Genomic DNA, 19,084 nt, shown 5'->3' on the forward strand with positions numbered 1-19,084 from the left:
CTTATAAAGAGAAGGCATAAGCCTTCTCTTTTTTTATCCCTTTTAACTTGGAAGTTTCATGAGAAATATACTAGCAAATATTGATAAGCTGGATTTTGCTTTTCAACCAATTATTAATACCTATTCAGGAAAAACCTTTGCGGTTGAAGCACTTATTAGAAATACTAATCAACTAGGATTTAATGAAATCTCTGATTTTTTTAATTATATATATAAAAAAAATATGTTATTTGAAATAGATAATCTACTAAGAGAGAAAGCACTTACAAAATATAAAGCTATAGGGATAAAAGATTTAAAACTATTTTATAATGTTGATAATAGATTTTTCACTGTAAAAGATTTTAAACTTGGTACTACACTTGAACTTTTAAAAAAACTTGACATAGGTTCAGACAAGATTTGTTTTGAATTAACAGAACATTTTAAATTTGATGACCAAAAACTTTTTGTAGATATTATAAATACCTATAAAAAATATGGTTATAGTATTGCAATTGATGATTTTGGTACTGGAATTTCAGGACTTCATTTACTTTATATCTCTGATACCAACTTTATAAAAATTGATAAATTCTTTATACAAAATATAAACACAGATCATAAGAAAAAACTTTTTTGTGCTTCATTAGTAGATATGGCACATATAATGGGGATAAAAGTTATTGCAGAAGGGGTTGAAAATATTTCTGAATACTATACTTGTAAAGATTTGAAAGTAGATTTTATTCAAGGATATCTTATTGCAAAACCAACTCTAAATATAAATGAAGTAAAAAAGAACTATTCAAAATTTAAATTTATAAAAGAGGATAAAAGAGTAATTAATAGTGATAAGATTGATAAATCATACATTGACAGAATAGACCCTTTAAATGATGACTCATCTTTACATGACCTATTTATATATTTTAAAGAGCATACACAAAATACTTTTGTTCCAATAATTGACAAAAATTTAAATATTTTAGGTGCTATTTATGAAGTTGATATCAAGAAAATATCTTACTCACAATATGGTTTAGCATTATCTAAAAATGATGCTTTTAGAACAAAATTAAAACATTTCATAAAACCTGTCCCTCAAATTGATATAAAATGGGGAATTGATAAAGCACTTGAAATCTTCCATATGATGAATGATGCAAAGGGTATCTTTGTTACTAAAGAAAATAAATATTGTGGTTTTATAAGCCTTAATAATCTTTTGTCTCTTTCTTATAAAAGAAACTTAGAAATTGCACAAAATCAAAACCCACTAACTAAATTACCGGGGAATAAACAAATTGAAATTTATCTGCATACAATATTTAGTGAAAAATTAAATGTTCATATTGTTTATTTTGACTTTAACGATTTCAAACCCTTTAATGATAAATATGGATTTAGACAAGGTGATAGAGCAATATTAATTTTTTCTGAGCTTCTACAAAAAATAATACCAAGTGAAAACTTGATTGCACATATAGGTGGTGATGATTTTTTTATAGGCTTTATTGATAAAAACTATGAAGAGGTTTATGAAATTGTAAGATTTCTCATAGAAAGCTTTGAAGTTAATGTTTCAAGTTTGTATTCAAAAGAGGATTTAAATAGAAAATATATTATTGCTAATGATAGATTCGGTGTGCAAAGAGAATTTAACCTACTTAGTATTAGTGCTGCTATTATAGAGATTTGTGAGAAATCTTCAGAAGAGATATTTAACGAAAATCTAGGAAAAATCAAAAAACAATCTAAGCTAAGCAAGTTACCTTATGGTATCTCAATTAGCATGTAACTTATCTGTAACCTAAATTTTATAAAATTCGTACAAAATTATATGATAAAGGTAAAACTTGCATTCTTTTGAATCAAAAAATAAATCAAATGAAATGAAAGAGAGATTAATTAAGTTAGCATTGATAGTTGCATCAACTATTTCTATTCTAACTACTTTTGGTATTCTTTTTTCAATTCTTTTTGAAGCAATCGAGTTTTTTAAACTTAGAAGCTTCTGGTACTTCTTAACAGGAACGGTTTGGTCTCCTGGACAAGTAGGAAGTCAGTTTGGTGCAGTACCAATATTTGCAGGTACAATTATGATTACAATTATTGCTCTTGCAGTTGCTATTCCAATTGGACTTGGAAGTGCAATTTTCATGAGTGAATATGCTTCAAATAAAACAAGAGACTATATAAAACCTATATTGGAAATTTTAGCTGGTATTCCAACTGTTGTATATGGTTTCTTCGCAGCTATTACAGTTGCTCCTTTTGTTGTAAAGGCTGCTGCATTTTTTGGTTTAGAAGCTACATTTAACTCTGCTTTAGCTTCTGGTGTTGTTATGGGAATCATGATTATCCCTGTAATCTCATCATTATCTGATGATGTTATTAGAGCAGTTCCAGATTCTCAAAGAAAAGCTGCCTTTGGTCTTGGTATGACTCATGGTGAGACTATCAAAGATATTATTTTACCATCTGCACTACCAGGAATTATTTCAGCTTGTTTATTGGGTTTTTCAAAAGCAATTGGTGAAACAATGATTGTTGTAATGGCAGCAGGGTTAAGACCAAACTTATCAATTAACCCCTTAGAAGATATGACAACAGTAACAGTTAGAATTGTAGATGCACTTGTAGGTGACCAAGCATTTAATTCACCTGAAACTTTAGTTGCCTTTGCTCTGGGACTAATTCTATTTGTTGTTACTCTAGCTCTAAATATTGTTTCATTAATGATGATTAGAAAATTTAAAGAAAAATATAAAGTGAATACATTATGATTAAAAGAAATAAAAATAATAAAAATAATCCATTTTATGATCCTACATTAAATGCAAGACATAGAAAATCGAAGAGGTTTAAAACCTTTACAATAACATCTTTAGTGTTTACAATGGCTTTTCTTGCTTTCTTTTTATATGATATTATATCAAAAGGAGCTCCTGCTTTTCAACAAGCTTATTTACAAGTTGATGTAACTTATTCAGAAGTAACAAAGAAAAACTATAGAAAAGCAGTTGACAGAAAGTATGTAAGAGTAGTCTCAAGAGCATTTCTAAGAACAATACCTATGGAGATGAAAAAGAACCCTGATTTAGTTGGAAAAACCCTTAAAACATGGGTGATTGCTGATGATAATGTAGACCAATATTTAAAAGGTCACTATTATAAGTTAAAATCAAAAGATAAAAAACTTATTGACCAAATGAAACAAGATGGAACTGCCCAGTTAAAATTTAATGAGATTTTCTTCAAGAATGGAGATTCTAAAACACCCGAATTTGCTGGTTTAAACTCTGCAATTATTGGTTCTATTTTAACATTAATTATTACAATGTTATTTGCCTTTCCAATTGGAGTTATGACAGCCGTTTATCTTGAAGAGTTTGCAGATGATAATAAATTTACACAAACTATTGAAGTAAATATCAATAACCTTGCAGCTATTCCTTCAATTTTATTTGGTCTTTTAGGTTTAGCAATTTTTATTAACCTATTTGGTCTGCCAAGATCTTCTCCTTTAGTTGGTGGTTTAACATTAGCTCTTATGACTTTACCAATTATTATAGTAAGTTCAAGAGCAGCACTAAGATCAGTTCCTGATTCAATTAGACAAGCAGGATATGGATTGGGACTTACAAAAATTGAAGTTACAAGAGACCACGTTTTACCTTTAGCATTCCCAGGAATTTTAACAGGTTCAATTATTGGTTTAGCACAAGCTATGGGTGAAACTGCACCACTAATTATTATTGGTATGATTGCATTTATTCCAGATGCACCAGGTTCAATTTTTCAAGCTGCAACAGTTATGCCCGCACAGTTATTTACATGGGCTGGTATGCCAGAAAGAATGTATATAGAAAAAACAGCTGCAGGTATTATGGTACTATTGACAATTTTAATTTCGCTAAATTCATTGGCAATTTATCTTAGAAAGAAATATGAAGTAAAATGGTAAAAATTAAGGAAAGAATAAAAATGGCAAAAGATAATAACGTAAAAGTAGATGTAAAAGATTTAAATCTTTGGTATGGAGATAACCATGCACTTCATGGAATTAGTGTACCTTTATATGAAAATAAAATCACAGCATTAATTGGACCATCTGGATGTGGTAAATCTACATTTTTAAGATGTTTAAATAGAATGAACGACTTAATCTCAATTGTAAAGATTGATGGTTCTGTTGTAATTGATAAGAAAAATGTTTATGACAAAGATGTTGATGAAGTTTCAGTAAGAAAAAGAATTGGTATGGTATTTCAACAACCAAATCCATTTCCAAAATCAATTTATGATAATGTAGCTTATGCACCTTTAAAACACGGATTAGTAAAAAAAGGTAAAGCTTGTGATGAATTAGTTGAAAAGTCATTAAAAGATGCTGGACTTTGGGAAGAGGTTAAAAATAAATTAACAGACCCTGGAACTTCACTTTCAGGTGGTCAGCAACAAAGATTATGTATTGCTAGAACAATTGCAGTTAAACCAGAAGTTATTTTAATGGATGAGCCAACTTCTGCACTTGATCCAATTTCAACTGAAAAAATTGAAGCATTGATGTTAGAGCTTAAAAAGAAATATACAATTATTACAGTTACACACAATATGCAACAAGCAGCAAGAGTTGCTGATTATACAGCGTTTTTCCACCTTGGAAAACTAATTGAATATGATGAGACAGAAACAATTTTTGTTAATCCATCTAATAAGAAAACAGAAGATTATATTACAGGAAGGTTTGGGTAATGTTAAAACCATACAAAGAAAATATTGAAACGATAAAAAATGAAATCTATTCAATGGGAGAAGAGATTGTTCATGCAAATAAAATCTCTTTATCTGCATTAAAAGAAAATGATTTATCTATGTTAAAAGACGTAAGTTTATCGATTAAGTCATTATCAGTAAAAGCAAATGAAATTGATAATTTAATTGTTAAGACTTTAGCTTTATATTCACCAGAGGCTAGAGATTTAAGGGAGATGGTTTCATTTTTAAAAGTTACAAATGAACTTTTAAGAGCAGGAACAAACTCTAAGTCATTTGTTAAAACATTTAAAAAATCATTTAATGAAGAATTAGACCAACATACAATTTTAGAATATGCAATCCCTTTATTAAAAGCATCAAATAGTGCACTTGAGACTGCTGTTAATTTAGTAAAAGAAAAAGTTGATAAAGACGTTGAACTGGGATACAAAAAAGTAACTGTTGAAGAGAGTAAAACTGATGATTTATATGCAATGGTTGAAAAAAATATCTTCAAACTTGCATCTGAAAACATTGAACTTTCAAAAGATTACTTTGAAGTATTAAGTAGCTTAAGAAGATTAGAAAAAGTTGCAGATAGAGCAGCATCAATATCTAATCTATTAGTTTTTGCTGAAGTTGGTGGTATAATAGAACAAGCTTAAAAAATTGCTTTTTTTAAGTTATATGCAATAAAATACAACATCAATTAACAAAGAGAAGAAATGAACGATAAACTAATACTAATAGTGGAAGATGAAGAGGATATTTTAGAGCTTCTTGAATATAGTTTACAAAAAGAAGGTTATGAAACAATTGGCTTTTTAAGTGTAAATGAAAAACTTGAAAAAGTCTTAGATGAAGAAACTATAGATTTAATCATCATGGATAGAAATCTTCCAGGAATTGATGGTACTAGTTTTATCAATGATATAAAAAAGAAAGGTTATACAGCCCCTGTAATATATCTAACAGCAAAGGATAAAGATGAAGATATTCTTGAAGGATTTGAATCTTTTGCTGATGATTATATTACAAAACCTTTCAATATAAAAGAGATAGTTGCAAGAATTAAAGCGGTTATTAGAAGAACCACTAAAGACTTAGATGTTATAAAAGTTCGAGATATCGTTTATAAAGCAGCAAAAAAGAAATTTTATATAGAACAAGATGAAGTAGAACTAACCCATCTTGAACATGATCTACTTTTAGAGTTTATAAAAAATAGAGATATCTTAATGAGTAGAGAACACTTGCTTGAAGCCGTATGGGAAGATTCATATGATAAAAAACTAAAAACTGTTAATGTTGCAATTAAGAGATTAAAAGCTAAAATTGACCCAGAGAATAAAAAAGAATATATTAAATCAGTTAGAGGAGAAGGTTACCTGTTTTGTTAAAACTTCATCAACTTTTTTTTAGAACCTTCCTTTTAATATTTATTTTTTTACTTCTTATTTTAAGTACTACTACTTATTATTGGTCAAAAAATATATATCTAGATCAAATTGAAAAAAACCTTTCACAAAACATAGACTCAATCTCGTTTGCAATTCACTCCTTAGATAATATAAACTATATAGTTAAAACATTTAAAGCTAAGACAGGTCTTAGAATTACAATTGTTGACGAAGATGGAACTGTTATAGCAGATAGTGATAAAGACGAAAAGATAATGGAAAACCACTCTAAAAGGTTTGAAATAATTCATGCAAAATATGATGGCTATGGGAAAATCATTAGATATTCAACCACATTAAATGAAGAGCTTTTATACGTAGCAAAAAAAATTGCAATTGATGATAATATATATTATATAAGACTTGCTGATTACACTAAAAAGATACAAGAGAACTTCACTTCTTTAAGTTATCAAATTATTGCTTTTATTACCGCTTTTATAATAGTTGCTTTGATTTTCACTTATTTTATAAGTATAAAAATAAAAGATGAAACAAATTCTATTTTACAGTTTTTAATTGATATGAGTAATAAAAAACCAACAAAAGAGATACATTCTGAATTTTCTGATGAGTTTAACAAGATAACAAGACTTTTAAATAAAGTTGCTAGCAAACTATCCAAAAGAGAGAAACAAAAGTCTAAACAAACTGCAAAATTAAAAATTGCCAATAGACAAAAAGATGAAATCATCTCTGCTTTATCCCATGAATTCAAAAACCCTATTGCAATTATCTCAGGATATGCTGAAACTATTTTAAATGATAATGAACTACCAAAATCAATGCAAGAAAAATTTCTTAGAAAGATTCAAAATAATGGTGTGAAGATGTCAAAAATTATTGATAAATTAAGACTAACACTAAAACTTGAAGAAGGAAAACAACAGGTTATAACAACTGAGTGTTCTGTTAGAGAGCTTGCTAAAGAGATAGTTTCTGATTTAAATGAGAAATATAAAGATAGAGAAATATCAATAATTGGAGAAGATAAAAAACTTTATGTAGATGAAACTCTTTTCTCATTAGCAATAAGTAACCTTGTTGAAAATGCTTTAAAATATTCAGAAGATGAAGTTGTGATTAAAATTGAAAACTCTACTCTAAGTATTATTGATAGAGGTATTGGTATTAATGAAACTGATTTAAATAAAATCAATCAAAAATTTTATAGAGTCTCTGAAAATGGCTGGAACAACTCTTTAGGATTGGGACTTTTTATTGTTACTTCTATATTAAAATTACACCAATTTGACTTAGAAATTAAAAGTAAACCTCTTGAAGGTTCAGAATTCATAATAAAATATTAAAAGATACTTAATTTAAGTAAATATTAAGCATCACTACACTATTATTCCACCTCATTAACAAAATCGGAGAAAATAGATGAAATTTACTAAAATGGCTAAAGCCAACGAAATCGAAAGAGATTGGGTAGTAATTGACGCAACAGATAAAGTATTTGGTAGAATTATTACTGAAGTTGCTACACTTCTAAGAGGTAAACATAAACCTACATTCACTCCTCACGTAGATTGTGGAGATTATGTAGTAATTATCAATGCATCAAAAGCTAGATTTACTGGTGCTAAATTAGAAGACAAAAATTACTTTACGCACTCAGGATACTTTGGAAGTACTAAAACACACAAAATGTCTGACATGCTAGAAAACAATCCTGAAAAACTATTCAAATTAGCAACTAGAGGAATGTTACCAAAAACAAAACTTGGTAAAGAGATGTTAAAAAAATTAAAAGTATACGCAGATTCAGAACACCCACACACTGCGCAAATTAAAGGATAAGACTAATGGCAAAAGTATATGCAACAGGAAGAAGAAAATCTGCCATCGCTAAAGTATGGTTAGAAAATGGAAATGGTCAACTTACAATTAATGGTCTATCTTTAGACGCATGGTTAGGTGGACATGAAGCAGTTAAAAAAAGAGTTACTCAACCACTTGAAGTAGCTAAACAAGAAACTTCAGTTAATATTGTAGTATCAACTCTTGGTGGAGGATATTCTGCACAAGCTGACGCTGTTAGACATGGTATTTCTAGAGCATTAGTTGCTTATGATGAGCAATTTAGAGCTGTATTAAAACCTTATGGTTTACTAACAAGAGATGCTAGATCTGTTGAAAGAAAAAAATACGGGAAGAAAAAAGCGAGAAAATCAACTCAGTTCTCAAAAAGATAATCTGCAAATTCAAAATTTTATATACAAATATATACGATTATCAAAGGAGCAACAATTGTTGCTCCTTTTTTTATGTCTTTAAAAAATACAATAATATTATAGATTCATTATTAAGTAATCCTATTAAAAAAAGATATTACAATACTACATGAAAAAGATTTTTTTATTATTAACTATTTACTTTACTTTATACCTTGCAAATGCAAGTACTTTAAATTTATCAATGTCATCAAGTCCTAGTAGAATAAATCCAATTTTATCAAGCGATAGTGCTAGTTCACAAATTAGTCAATGGATTTTTAATGGACTTCTTAAATATGATAAAGATGGAAACCCTACAGTTGATTTAGCTAGTTCATATAAATTTGAAACACCTACAAAACTAATAATAAAAATTAAGAAAGGTGTTCTGTGGCATGATGGAGTTGAAGTAACTTCAAAAGATGTTATCTTTACTTACGAAAAAATCATTGATCCAAAAGTATATGTAAGCTTTAGATCAAACTTTAATGAAGTAAAAAGTGTAAAAGCTCTTGATAAATATACAGTTGAGATAATATTTAAAAAACCATATTTTAAAGCCTTAGTTACTTGGATGGTTAGTCTTTTACCTGAACATATTTTAAAAGATGAAAAAAACCTTATGACTTCACAGTTTAATAAAAAACCAATAGGTACAGGTCCATACAAATTAAAAGAGTTTAAAAATAATGCGGATATAGAACTAATTGCAAACGACGATTATTTTGAAGGAAAACCAAAGATTGACAAAATACACTATAAATTTATTCCTGATACTAATACCTCTTTTTTATTTTTAAAACAAAAAAAACTTGATGTAGGTGGATTAACTCCCTTACAATATGAAAGGCAAATAGATAAAAAGTTTAAAGAAAACTTTAAAATTATAGAAAGACCTTCTCTTGCCTACTCTTATCTTGGATTTAATCTAAAAGATAAAAAATTTCAAAATAAAAAAATTAGACAAGCAATAGCATATGCAACAAATAGAAAAGAGATGATTGATATTTTATATTTTGGTCATGGAGAAATATGTGATGGCCCATTTCCAGCAACGTCATTTGTATTTGATGAAAAGTTTAAACCTTATAGATATGATTTAGAAAAAGCAAAAAAGTTACTAAAAGAGTTAGGATATGATGAAAACAATCCTTTCAGTTTTGAAGTTATTACAAATACAGGAAATTCAATTAGAGCAAATGCAGCTCAGATACTTCAATACCAATTGAAAAAAGCTAATATAAACATGAATATTAGAGTTATGGAGTGGCAAGCATTTTTAAATACAATTGTAACCCCTAGAAAATTTGAAGCAATTTTACTTGGTTGGTCAACAACTCTAATGCCTGATGCCTATGCTCTATGGCACAGTAACTCTGATAAGCTAGGAAGATTTAACTTAGTTGGTTATAGAAATAAAAAAATAGATGCTCTTATAGATAAAGGTGCCGGTACAATAGATAGAGAAAAATTTGCAAAAATATATAAAGAGATTTACTCTACTATTGCAGATGATTTACCATATCTATTTTTATATATTCCAAATTCTATCTCTGTTGTTAACTCACAAATAAAAAATGTAGAGCCATCAGTTATAGGAATAATGCATAACCAAAAAGATTGGATTAAACCCTAAAACACTATAATATTTCCCATTAAATTTAAAGGTGAATTTTGAAGAATATTATATTATTTGATTTAGATGGTACCCTAATTGATTCAACGGATGCCATTTTATCAACCTTTCAGCACTCATTTACACAGATGAACTACGATTTTAAAGGGACTAATGAAGATATCAAATCTTTAATTGGTTACCCCCTTGATATTATGTATTTAGAGCTTGGAATTAAAGAAAAGTTTGTTTGGGACTTTGTTGATACTTATAAAAAAAGATACAAGGTGATTTCAAAACAACAAACTGAACTTTTAGAAAATGCCAAAGAGGGTTTACAATTTGCGAGTACCTTTGCAAGACTTTCAGTGGTTACTACAAAAACTGGCTCTTACTCAAAAGAACTCTTAGAGCATATGGAAGTTATGCATTATTTTGAACATTTAACAGGTAGAGAAGATGTTCAAAACCCAAAACCTCATCCTGAGCCAATAAATAAAACTCTTGATTTAATGAATGTAGAAAAAAATTCAGACGTTTGGATGGTAGGTGATACAGAACTTGATTTAATTGCTGCAAATAAAGCAGGTATTAAAAGTGTAGGAGTTTTATGTGGTTATGGAGAAGAATCAATTCTTAAGAAGCATACACCATATATAGCTAAAAACGCACTTGATGCAGTCAAACTTATTAAAGATTTAACTAAACTATAATTTATACTTATACAATATACTTTCTATACACTTATCATAATAATAAACATATGACCATAAAATGGGACTTTTAATTGTCATATGTTTATCATATTTTTTTATTAAACTTAGAATTAGCAAAATCGCTTTAAATAATTCTTAAAATTAATTAATATAAGCTTATTTAGAGTAATATTCAAGATAGTCTAAGTTTATTTTAATTAGTATGAACAATAAAAACAATTGATAAGGATAGTTTATGTCAAAACAATTTGCAACTATGGATGGAAATGAAGCGGCTGCATATGTATCATATGCGTTCACTGAAGTAGCTGGGGTTTATCCTATTACACCTTCTTCTCAAATGGGTGATAACACTGAAAAGTGGGCTACACAAGGTAAGAAAAACCTTTTTGGTTCTACGGTAAAAGTTATTGAAATGCAGTCTGAAGCAGGAGCTGCAGGTACATTTCATGGATCATTACAAGCAGGTGCTTTGACAACTACTTACACAGCATCTCAAGGATTATTATTAAAAATACCAAATATGTATAAAGTTGCTGGTCAATTACTACCTGGTGTAATTCATGTTAGTGCTAGAGCTTTAGCTGCTCATGCACTTTCAATTTTTGGAGATCATCAAGATGTAATGAGTGCAAGAGCAACTGGTTTTGCGATGCTTGCAACTGGTTCAGTTCAAGAAGTTATGGATATTGGTGGGGTTGCTCACCTTGCAGCAATTAAAGGAAGAGTACCTTTCTTACACTTCTTTGATGGATTTAGAACTTCACACGAGATTAACAAAGTTGAAGTAATGGATTATGATGTATTTGATAAACTAATTGATTATGATGCGGTTCAACACTTTAGAGATACATCTTTAAACCCAGAATCTCCTGTTACAAGAGGTACTGCACAAAATGATGATATCTATTTCCAAGGTAGAGAAGCATGTAATAAATTTTATGATGCAGTGCCTGATATTGTAAATAATTATATGCAAGAGATTTCAAAGGTAACTGGAAGAAATTATGCTCCATTTACTTATTATGGAGATAGCGAAGCAACTGATATTATTATTGCTATGGGTTCTGTTACAGAAACTATTAAAGAGACTATTGATTACTTAACAAAAGTTGAAGGAAGAAAAGTAGGACTTCTTACTGTTCATCTATATAGACCTTTCTCAACTAAATATTTTATGGACGTTCTTCCAGATTCAGTTGAAAGAATTTGTGTAATTGATAGAACAAAAGAGCCTGGTTCTCTTGGTGAGCCATTATTCTTAGATGTAAAATCTGTATTTTATGGAACAGATAAACAACCAAAAATTATTGGTGGTAGATATGGATTATCTTCAAAAGATGTTCCACCTGCACAAATTATTGCTTTATATGATAACTTAGCATCACAAACACCAAAAGATAGATTTACAGTTGGTATTATTGATGATGTAACTAATACATCAATTGATGTTGGTGAAAATGTATCAGTTGTAGAAGAGGTAAATGAGTGTCTATTCTATGGTCTTGGTGCTGATGGTACAGTTGGGGCTAATAAAAACTCAGTAAAAATTATTGGAGATAAAACTGATTTATATGCACAAGCATATTTTGCATATGACTCTAAAAAATCTGGTGGATATACAAGATCACACCTAAGATTTAGTAAAAACCCTATTAGATCAACATATCTTGTATCAAATCCTGGATTTGTTGCATGTTCAAAAGAGGTTTATTTAGAACAATATGAAGTTATTGATAAATTAAAAGATGGTGGAACTTTCTTACTTAATTCAATTTACACAGTTGAAGAGGTTCAAAAAAGAATGCCTGATAGAGTTAAGAAAATCTTAGCAGATAAAAAAATCAATTTCTATATAATCAATGCAACAAAAATTGCAAGGGATATTGGACTTGGGACAAGAACAAATACAATCATGCAAGCGGCATTCTTTAAACTTGCTGATATTATTCCTTATGAAGAAGCTAAAACATATATGAAACAATATGCTGAAAAAGCATATGGGAACAAAGGTGAAGAGATTGTTAAAATGAACTATTTAGCAATTGATTCTGGGGAAGCAGGATTAGAACAAGTTCCAGTATTAGAAGAGTGGTCAAATCTTGATGGTGGAGCCTTAGTAGTAAATTCAGCATATAAAGGTACAGAATATGTTGAGAACTTCGCTAAAATCGTTAATTCAGCTAAAGGTGATGAGATTCCAGTTTCATCAATAATAAATATGGGTATGGAAGGTGGAACATTTGAAAATGGTTCTACTAAGTTTGAAAAAAGATCAATCGCTACCATGGTTCCACAATGGAATGAAGATACTTGTATCCAATGTAACCAATGTGCCTTTGAGTGTCCACATGCAGTAATTAGACCTTTCTTACTTGATGAAACAGAGTTCGAAAAAGCTCCTGATGGTGTAAAAACTCACTCTTTAGATGCAAAAGCTAAGGGAACTAAAGACCAAGGATTGAAATACAAACTTCAAGTTTCAATTATGGATTGTACAGGATGTAATGTATGTGTTGATATTTGTCCAACAAAAGAAAAATCTCTTAAAATGGTTCCTTATGAAGTTGAAGATGAGAAAAATGAGCAAGAAAATGCTGATTACCTATTTAATGATGTAACATATAAAGACCATCTTGTAAAAGATGACACTGTTCAAGGTTCACAATTTGCACAACCATTATTTGAGTTCCACTCTGCTTGTCCAGGTTGTGGTGAAACACCATATATCACATTAGCTACTCAATTATTTGGTGATAGAATGATGATCTCTAATGCTACAGGATGTACTTCTATTTACTCAGCATCAGCTCCATCAACACCATTTACTAAAAATGCAAAAGGTGAAGGTCCAGCATGGGCAAACTCATTATTTGAAGATGCAGCAGAGTTTGGTTATGGTATGCATGCAGCAAATGAAACTATCAGAAATAGAGTTGGTAGAATCATGGAAGAGACTATGGAAACTGCAAGTAATCCACTAAAAGCTTTATATAAAGAGTGGTTAGCAAATAGATCAAATGGAAAAATGACTCAAGAGATTAGAGATAAATTAGTTCCACAATTAGAGCAAAATATAGATTTACCAGGTGTTAAAGATTTATTATCTCTTAAAAAATATATTGTTAGAAAATCACAATGGATTATTGGTGGAGATGGTTGGGCTTATGACATCGGTTATGGTGGGGTTGACCACGTATTAGCAACTGGTGAAAATGTTAATATGCTTGTAGTTGATACAGAGGTTTATTCAAATACAGGTGGACAATCTTCTAAATCAGCTAGAACTGGTTCTATTGCAGACTTTACTAATGATGGTAAACCAAACAAGAAAAAAGATTTAGGTTATATCTCTATGACTTATGGAAATATTTATGTTGCGCAAATCAACTCAAGAGCTTCACAAAAACAAGCTGTACAAGCTATGAAAGAAGCAGAAGAGTATGATGGACCATCATTAATTATTGCGTATTCTCCTTGTATTGCCCATGGTATTCAAGGTGGATTAATGAACTCAGTTGACCAAGGGCAAATGGCAACAGATTGTGGATATTGGCCAATTTATACCTTTGACCCAAGAAAAATTGAAGAGGGTAAAAACCCAATTAAAATTGCTGGTAAAAAACCAAAATGGGATACATATGAAGAATTCTTATTAAGAGAAAATAGATATAGATCTCTTAAAAAGTTAAATCCAGAAAAAGCTGATTTCTTATTAGAGCAAAATAAAAAAGAAGCACAATACAGATATAGACAACTAGCTAGAATGGCAGCTGCTGATTATTCTGATGAAATAGAAGATCAAGACGCTTAATAAAACCAAACAAAGGAGTAAAACTCCTTTGTTTAATCTAAAACAACTCATTATACAACTGTATATTTTATACACATAAATCTTTACATAAAATCTTCAACTCTTGTTATACTTATTGAAATATTTTAAGGAAAATGATGGGACTTTTTGATATTCAAATAAAAAAAGATATACAAACCCAAAAAGATGAAGTTATAAAATATCTAGAAAATAAGCTAACTCCTTTTTGTAAAGATTCAACAATTAATAATAAAACTTTATTCTTTAAAGGTTTCAAACCTAAAAGCTCTCTTCTAACCTATGATTTAAACATTGATATTGAAAAATCAAAAAGAAACATCTCCTTAAATATTTTCGGTGAATTACTTAATGTTTGGATACTAGTTATTCTTGTTGTTACAGGGATTTTATTCACCTATGGAATAGGAGTAATCCTAGTTATAATTTATGTTTTTTATCAAAAAACAGTTACTACTAAATATCTAAACAATCTCTTAGACAATATACCAAAAGAATAAAGGTATAAATCTTGCATACTTTTTATAAAGGATATGCAAATGGATATAAATACAAAAGCTTATAATTGGGCACTTAGCCACAATTTTGAACCTATAGAGATTGAATATGCAGCAAAACTTGCTTTAAAAATGTTAGATGACTCTTGTCAAATGACCCATGAAGATAGAAAAACTTTCTTTTTTGTATATGATGCTATTTGTGATAGAGACGATATTGAACTAAATGATGATATGAATAGATTAATTTTATTAGCTAGAAATAGAGATACAATTTTCTCAAAACCTGAGTTTGCAAACATTGTTCATGCTTGTAAAGAGGATATTATACCAAATATGCTAAAGGTACATATGAAAGCCTATAAAAAAATGGTAAGAAAGTACCTTCACTTTTAGGAAAGTCTAAAAACTTTCCCAATCATCTTGATTTTTAATTCTTTTTTCTAAAGCTCTTTTTTCAACACCTTCAAATTTTGTATCAATAAGGTTTTTTCTTTTCTCTGAACTATCTTTTCCAATAAACTCTTTTGCATTTGCATTTTCTAAAATCACAGAAGCAATCTGTTCACTTACATTTGCTATTTTTTCTGTTTGGCTTGCAATTGATGCATTTTTTTGAATTTGTGAGTCAAGATTGTTTATTGCTGAATTTATTTGTTCAATTCCATCTTTTTGTTCTTTAAATGCCCCTTCAACTTCAACTATAAGTTCTAGTGTCTTAGAAACATTTTCATTTAAAACATCATATCCATTTATCATTTGTGTAGATACATCTTTACCAATATTAGCTTTATTTGTTGCAGATTCAACTAATTTCTTGATTTGATTTGCCGCTTGGGCACTTCTGCTAGCTAGATTTCTAACCTCAGCTGCTACAACTGCAAAACCTTTTCCTGCTTCTCCAGCAGTTGCTGCTTCAACTGCAGCATTAAGTGAAAGTATATTTGTTTGAAAGGCAATTTGGTCAATTACTGAAATTGCATCATGTATACCGTTTACTTCCTCATTAATCTCATCCATAGATGATGCAGTTCTTCCTGCATCATCTTTCCCTTGTTTTGCTGAGTTTGATAATTCCTTTGCAAAATTTGCCATTTTTAATATATTTTGAGTATTACTTGTTATGGTTGCTGTTATTTCATCTAAAGCGCTTGCAGTTTCCTCAATAGATGATGCGGCATTATTAGAAGCATTATTTACAACACGAACATTTTCAACAACTTTTTTTGCACTATCTTCAATTGTTAATCCATTTGTTTTATTTTCTACTAACATCTCATTTATTGTATTTGCCAATTGATTTAAACCAACTTCAACCTTTGCATTTGCGTTTTCAATTCTATGTCTAAAATCAAGTCTTGAATAAGTTTCTAAAGCTTTTTCTATTTTATTAATATCATTAGAGATTTTTGAACTTAAAACCTCTAACATCTCATTAAATAAAACTCTCAGTTCATTTAAATTTTTGTTATTAGATTTTATATTTACCTCTTGATTTACTTTTCCATCTTTTACTAAAGAGACTACTCTTTTTACATCCTCAATTACTTTTTCATCATCTTTTAAACCATTTTCTATAGATTCAAGATAACTATTAAAGTTTTGTGCAATTTTTGAAATTTCATCTTTATTTTTAACTTCAACCCTTGAAGAAGTATCATCACTATTTAATAAGTTTAGTATTCCATTATTCAAGCTTTCTAAACCATTTGTAATCCCCTTTGCAATTGTAATGGAAAATGAGACTACTAAAATCAATACAATTAGTCCTATAATAATCGTTTTATTTTTTATCCCTTCATTTAAACTACTTACCTCTTCTCCTATTAAATTCTGGGCTTTTTCACTTTGATTTTTTAAATCTTCGATTACTTTATCAATATCATTTTCTAAAGTATCATTTTGCAAAATCAGTTTATCCCTGTCATTGATAATTTTTACAATCTCATCAACCCCATTTTTATATATAGGAATAAGTTTGCTAACTTCGTTTAATTTGTTTTTTCTAATCTCATTTTCTATTAAATCATCTAAATCAGATAATTGCTCTAAAAGATAGTCAAACTCTTTATTTATCTCTTTTACATCATCTTTAGAACTTGTATCTATAAACTTCAATGTATAAAGTCTTGCTAATAACATAAACCTAACGGCATAACCTGCTTGAACAGAAACCTCATATTTCTCATCAATTTCTGAGGTAAGCATTATAGAACTAAGTAACTCCTCAATACTTTTTCCATTTATGGATAGATTTTTTTCATAAATTCCATTGTTTTTTTCCATTAAAGATACTAATGTATCAAAATTATTTTTATAACTATTTAGTTTTTTAGTGATTAAAGAAAGCTGTTTCTTTTGAGTTCTGTTACTGTTTTTGTTAGCTTCATTAATTACATTTTGAACACTTTTATAGTGATTTCTAAATTTTTCAATTTCTTCTTTTTCTGGATTATTTAAATAGCTTTTTAGATTATTATTAAGAAGTAATACTTCTTCTTCTATTTGAATAAAATGCAAACTATTTTTTACACTACTTTTGTAATTTTGAAAACCTTTTGAACTTTTAGATAAATCAAATATACTTGATATAGAAGAAAGTACAACTAATAATGCGATAATTGTAAATGAAACAATAAGCTTCATTTTTATGGAAACATCCCCCAACATTTTCATCTCCCGTCTTATTATTTATGAATTGTGATTCAATTATATGTTAAAATAACTTTAACTAATATTACTAATTCTAAAATTTTATAAAATTATTATTTAAATAATAGAAATTATTTTTTAATTGTATATAATATTTTAGATCCATTGCAAATTAATCCATTATACTATAGAATATCAAACTTAACTAAAGGATTTATAATAGCCATGAACATGAAATACACATTTGCTCTTATATTGAAGGCTTTTTTAATAGTTTTTTTACTTACAGGATGTGTAAATAATCTATCACAGAAAGGCTTAGTATTAAGCGTTTCGGAATATGAGCTTTCACAATCTTTTAAGGAATCATTCCCATTTGAAAAAGATCTAGTATTTGGTTCACTTATACTTAACAAGCCAACTATTAAAATGTATAAGGTAAAAAATCGAGTTAAAGTTGGTATAAATCTAGGTTTAAAAACCTTATTTACAAATCCGATAAAGGGTTCTTTTATAATAAGTGGTGAACCAGAATTTAGAGAAAATGTTTCTTCTATTTATTTAAAAAATGTAAAAATTGAAAATTTTCATTTTGGAAAACTAAAAATGAGTGAACAATTTTCAAATACTTTTGTAGTTACAATGGAGCCACTCGTAAATAAAATCTTTAAAGAATATCCCGTTTATAAAGTGCCAGAAGATTCTATTTTAGGAAGTTTTATCAAAGATATTAAAATAGGAAACTCTAAACTTTTAGTTACTTATGGAATTTAAGCACTTAAAAAAGAATTTTCGATAAAATCACAAAAAAATTAAGGATAAATCATGCCATTATTAGACAGTTTTAGAGTAGACCATACTATAATGCCAGCTCCAGCAGTTAGAGTTGCAAAAACTATGAAGTCCCCTTCAGGTGATGTTATTACTGTATTTGATTTAAGATTTTGTGTTCCAAATGAAAAAATGTTAGGAGAAAAAGGTATTCATACTTTAGAGCACCTTTTTGCAGGTTTTATTAGAGAGCATTTAAATTCAGATTCTGTTGAAATCATTGATGTATCTCCAATGGGTTGTAGAACAGGTTTTTATATGAGTTTATTAGGAAACCCTTCAGAAGAAGAGGTTGCGAAGGCTTGGAAACTTTCAATGGAAGATGTTTTAAAAGTTGAATCTCAAAATGAGATCCCAGAATTAAATGAATACCAATGTGGTACTTATAAAATGCATTCACTTGAAGAGGCTAAACAAATAGCTCAAGATATTATTGATAGCGACATTGGTGTAATGTCAAATAAAGAACTTTACTTACCAGAAGAAAAATTAAAATCGCTAGGTTGCTAATAATCT

16 protein-coding genes and 1 pseudogene are annotated in these 19,084 nt (G+C 28.9%); 16 read left to right on the forward strand and 1 reads right to left on the reverse strand.

What is annotated here, in order from left to right:
• Nucleotides 1–58: 58 nt before the first annotated feature.
• From AC2TY9_RS02130 to AC2TY9_RS02195, 14 genes are all read left to right on the forward strand, one after another.
• Complete coding sequence (locus AC2TY9_RS02130; protein WP_489779195.1) at nt 59–1,780, forward strand: GGDEF domain-containing protein; 1,722 nt, start codon at nt 59–61, stop codon at nt 1,778–1,780.
• 94 nt (nt 1,781–1,874) lie between these two features.
• On the forward strand, nt 1,875–2,768 hold the full coding sequence (gene pstC, locus AC2TY9_RS02135) for a phosphate ABC transporter permease subunit PstC (protein WP_489780447.1): 894 nt from the start codon (nt 1,875–1,877) through the stop codon (nt 2,766–2,768).
• Nucleotides 2,765–3,949, forward strand: coding sequence for a phosphate ABC transporter permease PstA (pstA, locus tag AC2TY9_RS02140; RefSeq protein ID WP_489779196.1), 1,185 nt, complete (start codon nt 2,765–2,767; stop codon nt 3,947–3,949). The genes pstC and pstA overlap by 4 nt, the downstream gene beginning before the upstream one ends.
• 20 nt (nt 3,950–3,969) lie before the next feature.
• Nucleotides 3,970–4,740, forward strand: a complete 771-nt coding sequence (gene pstB / locus AC2TY9_RS02145) for a phosphate ABC transporter ATP-binding protein PstB (RefSeq protein ID WP_489779198.1) — start codon at nt 3,970–3,972, stop codon at nt 4,738–4,740.
• Nucleotides 4,740–5,408 carry a phosphate signaling complex PhoU family protein gene (locus AC2TY9_RS02150; RefSeq protein ID WP_489779199.1) on the forward strand — a complete coding sequence of 223 codons (669 nt, stop codon included), beginning with the start codon at nt 4,740–4,742 and terminating at the stop codon, nt 5,406–5,408. The genes pstB and AC2TY9_RS02150 overlap by 1 nt, the downstream gene beginning before the upstream one ends.
• A 60-nt stretch (nt 5,409–5,468) precedes the next feature.
• Nucleotides 5,469–6,143: a response regulator transcription factor gene (locus tag AC2TY9_RS02155; RefSeq protein WP_489779201.1), complete on the forward strand. Its 675-nt coding sequence runs from the start codon at nt 5,469–5,471 to the stop codon at nt 6,141–6,143.
• On the forward strand, nt 6,137–7,513 hold the full coding sequence (locus AC2TY9_RS02160) for a sensor histidine kinase (protein WP_489779203.1): 1,377 nt from the start codon (nt 6,137–6,139) through the stop codon (nt 7,511–7,513). Before AC2TY9_RS02155 ends, AC2TY9_RS02160 begins: the two co-directional genes overlap by 7 nt.
• Before the next feature lie 76 nt (nt 7,514–7,589).
• The gene (rplM, locus tag AC2TY9_RS02165; protein WP_489779205.1) at nt 7,590–8,009 is read left to right on the forward strand and encodes a 50S ribosomal protein L13; all 420 of its coding nucleotides are present in this window, start codon (nt 7,590–7,592) and stop codon (nt 8,007–8,009) included.
• 5 nt (nt 8,010–8,014) lie between these two features.
• Complete coding sequence (gene rpsI, locus AC2TY9_RS02170; RefSeq protein WP_489779206.1) at nt 8,015–8,404, forward strand: 30S ribosomal protein S9; 390 nt, start codon at nt 8,015–8,017, stop codon at nt 8,402–8,404.
• A gap of 148 nt (nt 8,405–8,552) precedes the next feature.
• A complete protein-coding gene (locus AC2TY9_RS02175; RefSeq protein ID WP_489779207.1) occupies nt 8,553–10,061 on the forward strand; it encodes a peptide-binding protein in 1,509 nt (502 codons plus the stop codon).
• Nucleotides 10,062–10,099: 38 nt separating this feature from the next.
• Complete coding sequence (locus AC2TY9_RS02180; RefSeq protein WP_489779208.1) at nt 10,100–10,753, forward strand: HAD family hydrolase; 654 nt, start codon at nt 10,100–10,102, stop codon at nt 10,751–10,753.
• Between the two features lie 238 nt (nt 10,754–10,991).
• Nucleotides 10,992–14,570, forward strand: coding sequence for a pyruvate:ferredoxin (flavodoxin) oxidoreductase (gene nifJ / locus AC2TY9_RS02185; protein ID WP_489779209.1), 3,579 nt, complete (start codon nt 10,992–10,994; stop codon nt 14,568–14,570).
• 137 nt (nt 14,571–14,707) lie between these two features.
• Entirely contained in the window at nt 14,708–15,088 is a 381-nt protein-coding gene (locus AC2TY9_RS02190) for a hypothetical protein (protein WP_489779210.1), read from the forward strand.
• A 39-nt stretch (nt 15,089–15,127) separates the two neighbouring features.
• Nucleotides 15,128–15,481 (forward strand): hypothetical protein, encoded by a 354-nt coding sequence (locus AC2TY9_RS02195; RefSeq protein WP_489779211.1) that lies wholly within the window; start codon nt 15,128–15,130, stop codon nt 15,479–15,481.
• A gap of 255 nt (nt 15,482–15,736) precedes the next feature.
• Here the strand turns inward: AC2TY9_RS02195 and AC2TY9_RS02200 are convergent.
• Nucleotides 15,737–17,761: pseudogene (locus tag AC2TY9_RS02200) on the reverse strand (HAMP domain-containing methyl-accepting chemotaxis protein); the annotation flags it as partial.
• A gap of 201 nt (nt 17,762–17,962) precedes the next feature.
• On the opposite strand from AC2TY9_RS02200, the gene AC2TY9_RS02205 reads away from it, so the two are divergent.
• Together AC2TY9_RS02205 and luxS are read left to right on the forward strand one after the other, a co-directional pair.
• Complete coding sequence (locus AC2TY9_RS02205) at nt 17,963–18,511, forward strand: DUF1439 domain-containing protein (RefSeq protein ID WP_489779213.1); 549 nt, start codon at nt 17,963–17,965, stop codon at nt 18,509–18,511.
• Nucleotides 18,512–18,562: 51 nt separating this feature from the next.
• The gene (gene luxS / locus AC2TY9_RS02210; RefSeq protein ID WP_489779215.1) at nt 18,563–19,078 is read left to right on the forward strand and encodes an S-ribosylhomocysteine lyase; all 516 of its coding nucleotides are present in this window, start codon (nt 18,563–18,565) and stop codon (nt 19,076–19,078) included.
• Nucleotides 19,079–19,084 lie beyond the last annotated feature (6 nt).

It is taken from the genome of Arcobacter sp. ISO1, from assembly GCF_058105185.1.

Bases quoted from the DNA above. Each gene is read 5' to 3' on its own strand.
- AC2TY9_RS02175 (WP_489779207.1), top strand. From the start codon at position 8,553: ATGAAAAAGATTTTTTTATTATTAACTATTTACTTTACTTTATACCTT.
- AC2TY9_RS02155 (WP_489779201.1), top strand. From the start codon at position 5,469: ATGAACGATAAACTAATACTAATAGTGGAAGATGAAGAGGATATTTTA.
- rpsI (WP_489779206.1), top strand. From the start codon at position 8,015: ATGGCAAAAGTATATGCAACAGGAAGAAGAAAATCTGCCATCGCTAAA.
- nifJ (WP_489779209.1), top strand. From the start codon at position 10,992: ATGTCAAAACAATTTGCAACTATGGATGGAAATGAAGCGGCTGCATAT.
- AC2TY9_RS02195 (WP_489779211.1), top strand. From the start codon at position 15,128: ATGGATATAAATACAAAAGCTTATAATTGGGCACTTAGCCACAATTTT.
- AC2TY9_RS02205 (WP_489779213.1), top strand. From the start codon at position 17,963: ATGAACATGAAATACACATTTGCTCTTATATTGAAGGCTTTTTTAATA.
- AC2TY9_RS02150 (WP_489779199.1), top strand. From the start codon at position 4,740: ATGTTAAAACCATACAAAGAAAATATTGAAACGATAAAAAATGAAATC.
- pstA (WP_489779196.1), top strand. From the start codon at position 2,765: ATGATTAAAAGAAATAAAAATAATAAAAATAATCCATTTTATGATCCT.
- rplM (WP_489779205.1), top strand. From the start codon at position 7,590: ATGAAATTTACTAAAATGGCTAAAGCCAACGAAATCGAAAGAGATTGG.
- AC2TY9_RS02130 (WP_489779195.1), top strand. From the start codon at position 59: ATGAGAAATATACTAGCAAATATTGATAAGCTGGATTTTGCTTTTCAA.
- luxS (WP_489779215.1), top strand. From the start codon at position 18,563: ATGCCATTATTAGACAGTTTTAGAGTAGACCATACTATAATGCCAGCT.
- AC2TY9_RS02190 (WP_489779210.1), top strand. From the start codon at position 14,708: ATGGGACTTTTTGATATTCAAATAAAAAAAGATATACAAACCCAAAAA.
- pstB (WP_489779198.1), top strand. From the start codon at position 3,970: ATGGCAAAAGATAATAACGTAAAAGTAGATGTAAAAGATTTAAATCTT.
- pstC (WP_489780447.1), top strand. From the start codon at position 1,875: ATGAAAGAGAGATTAATTAAGTTAGCATTGATAGTTGCATCAACTATT.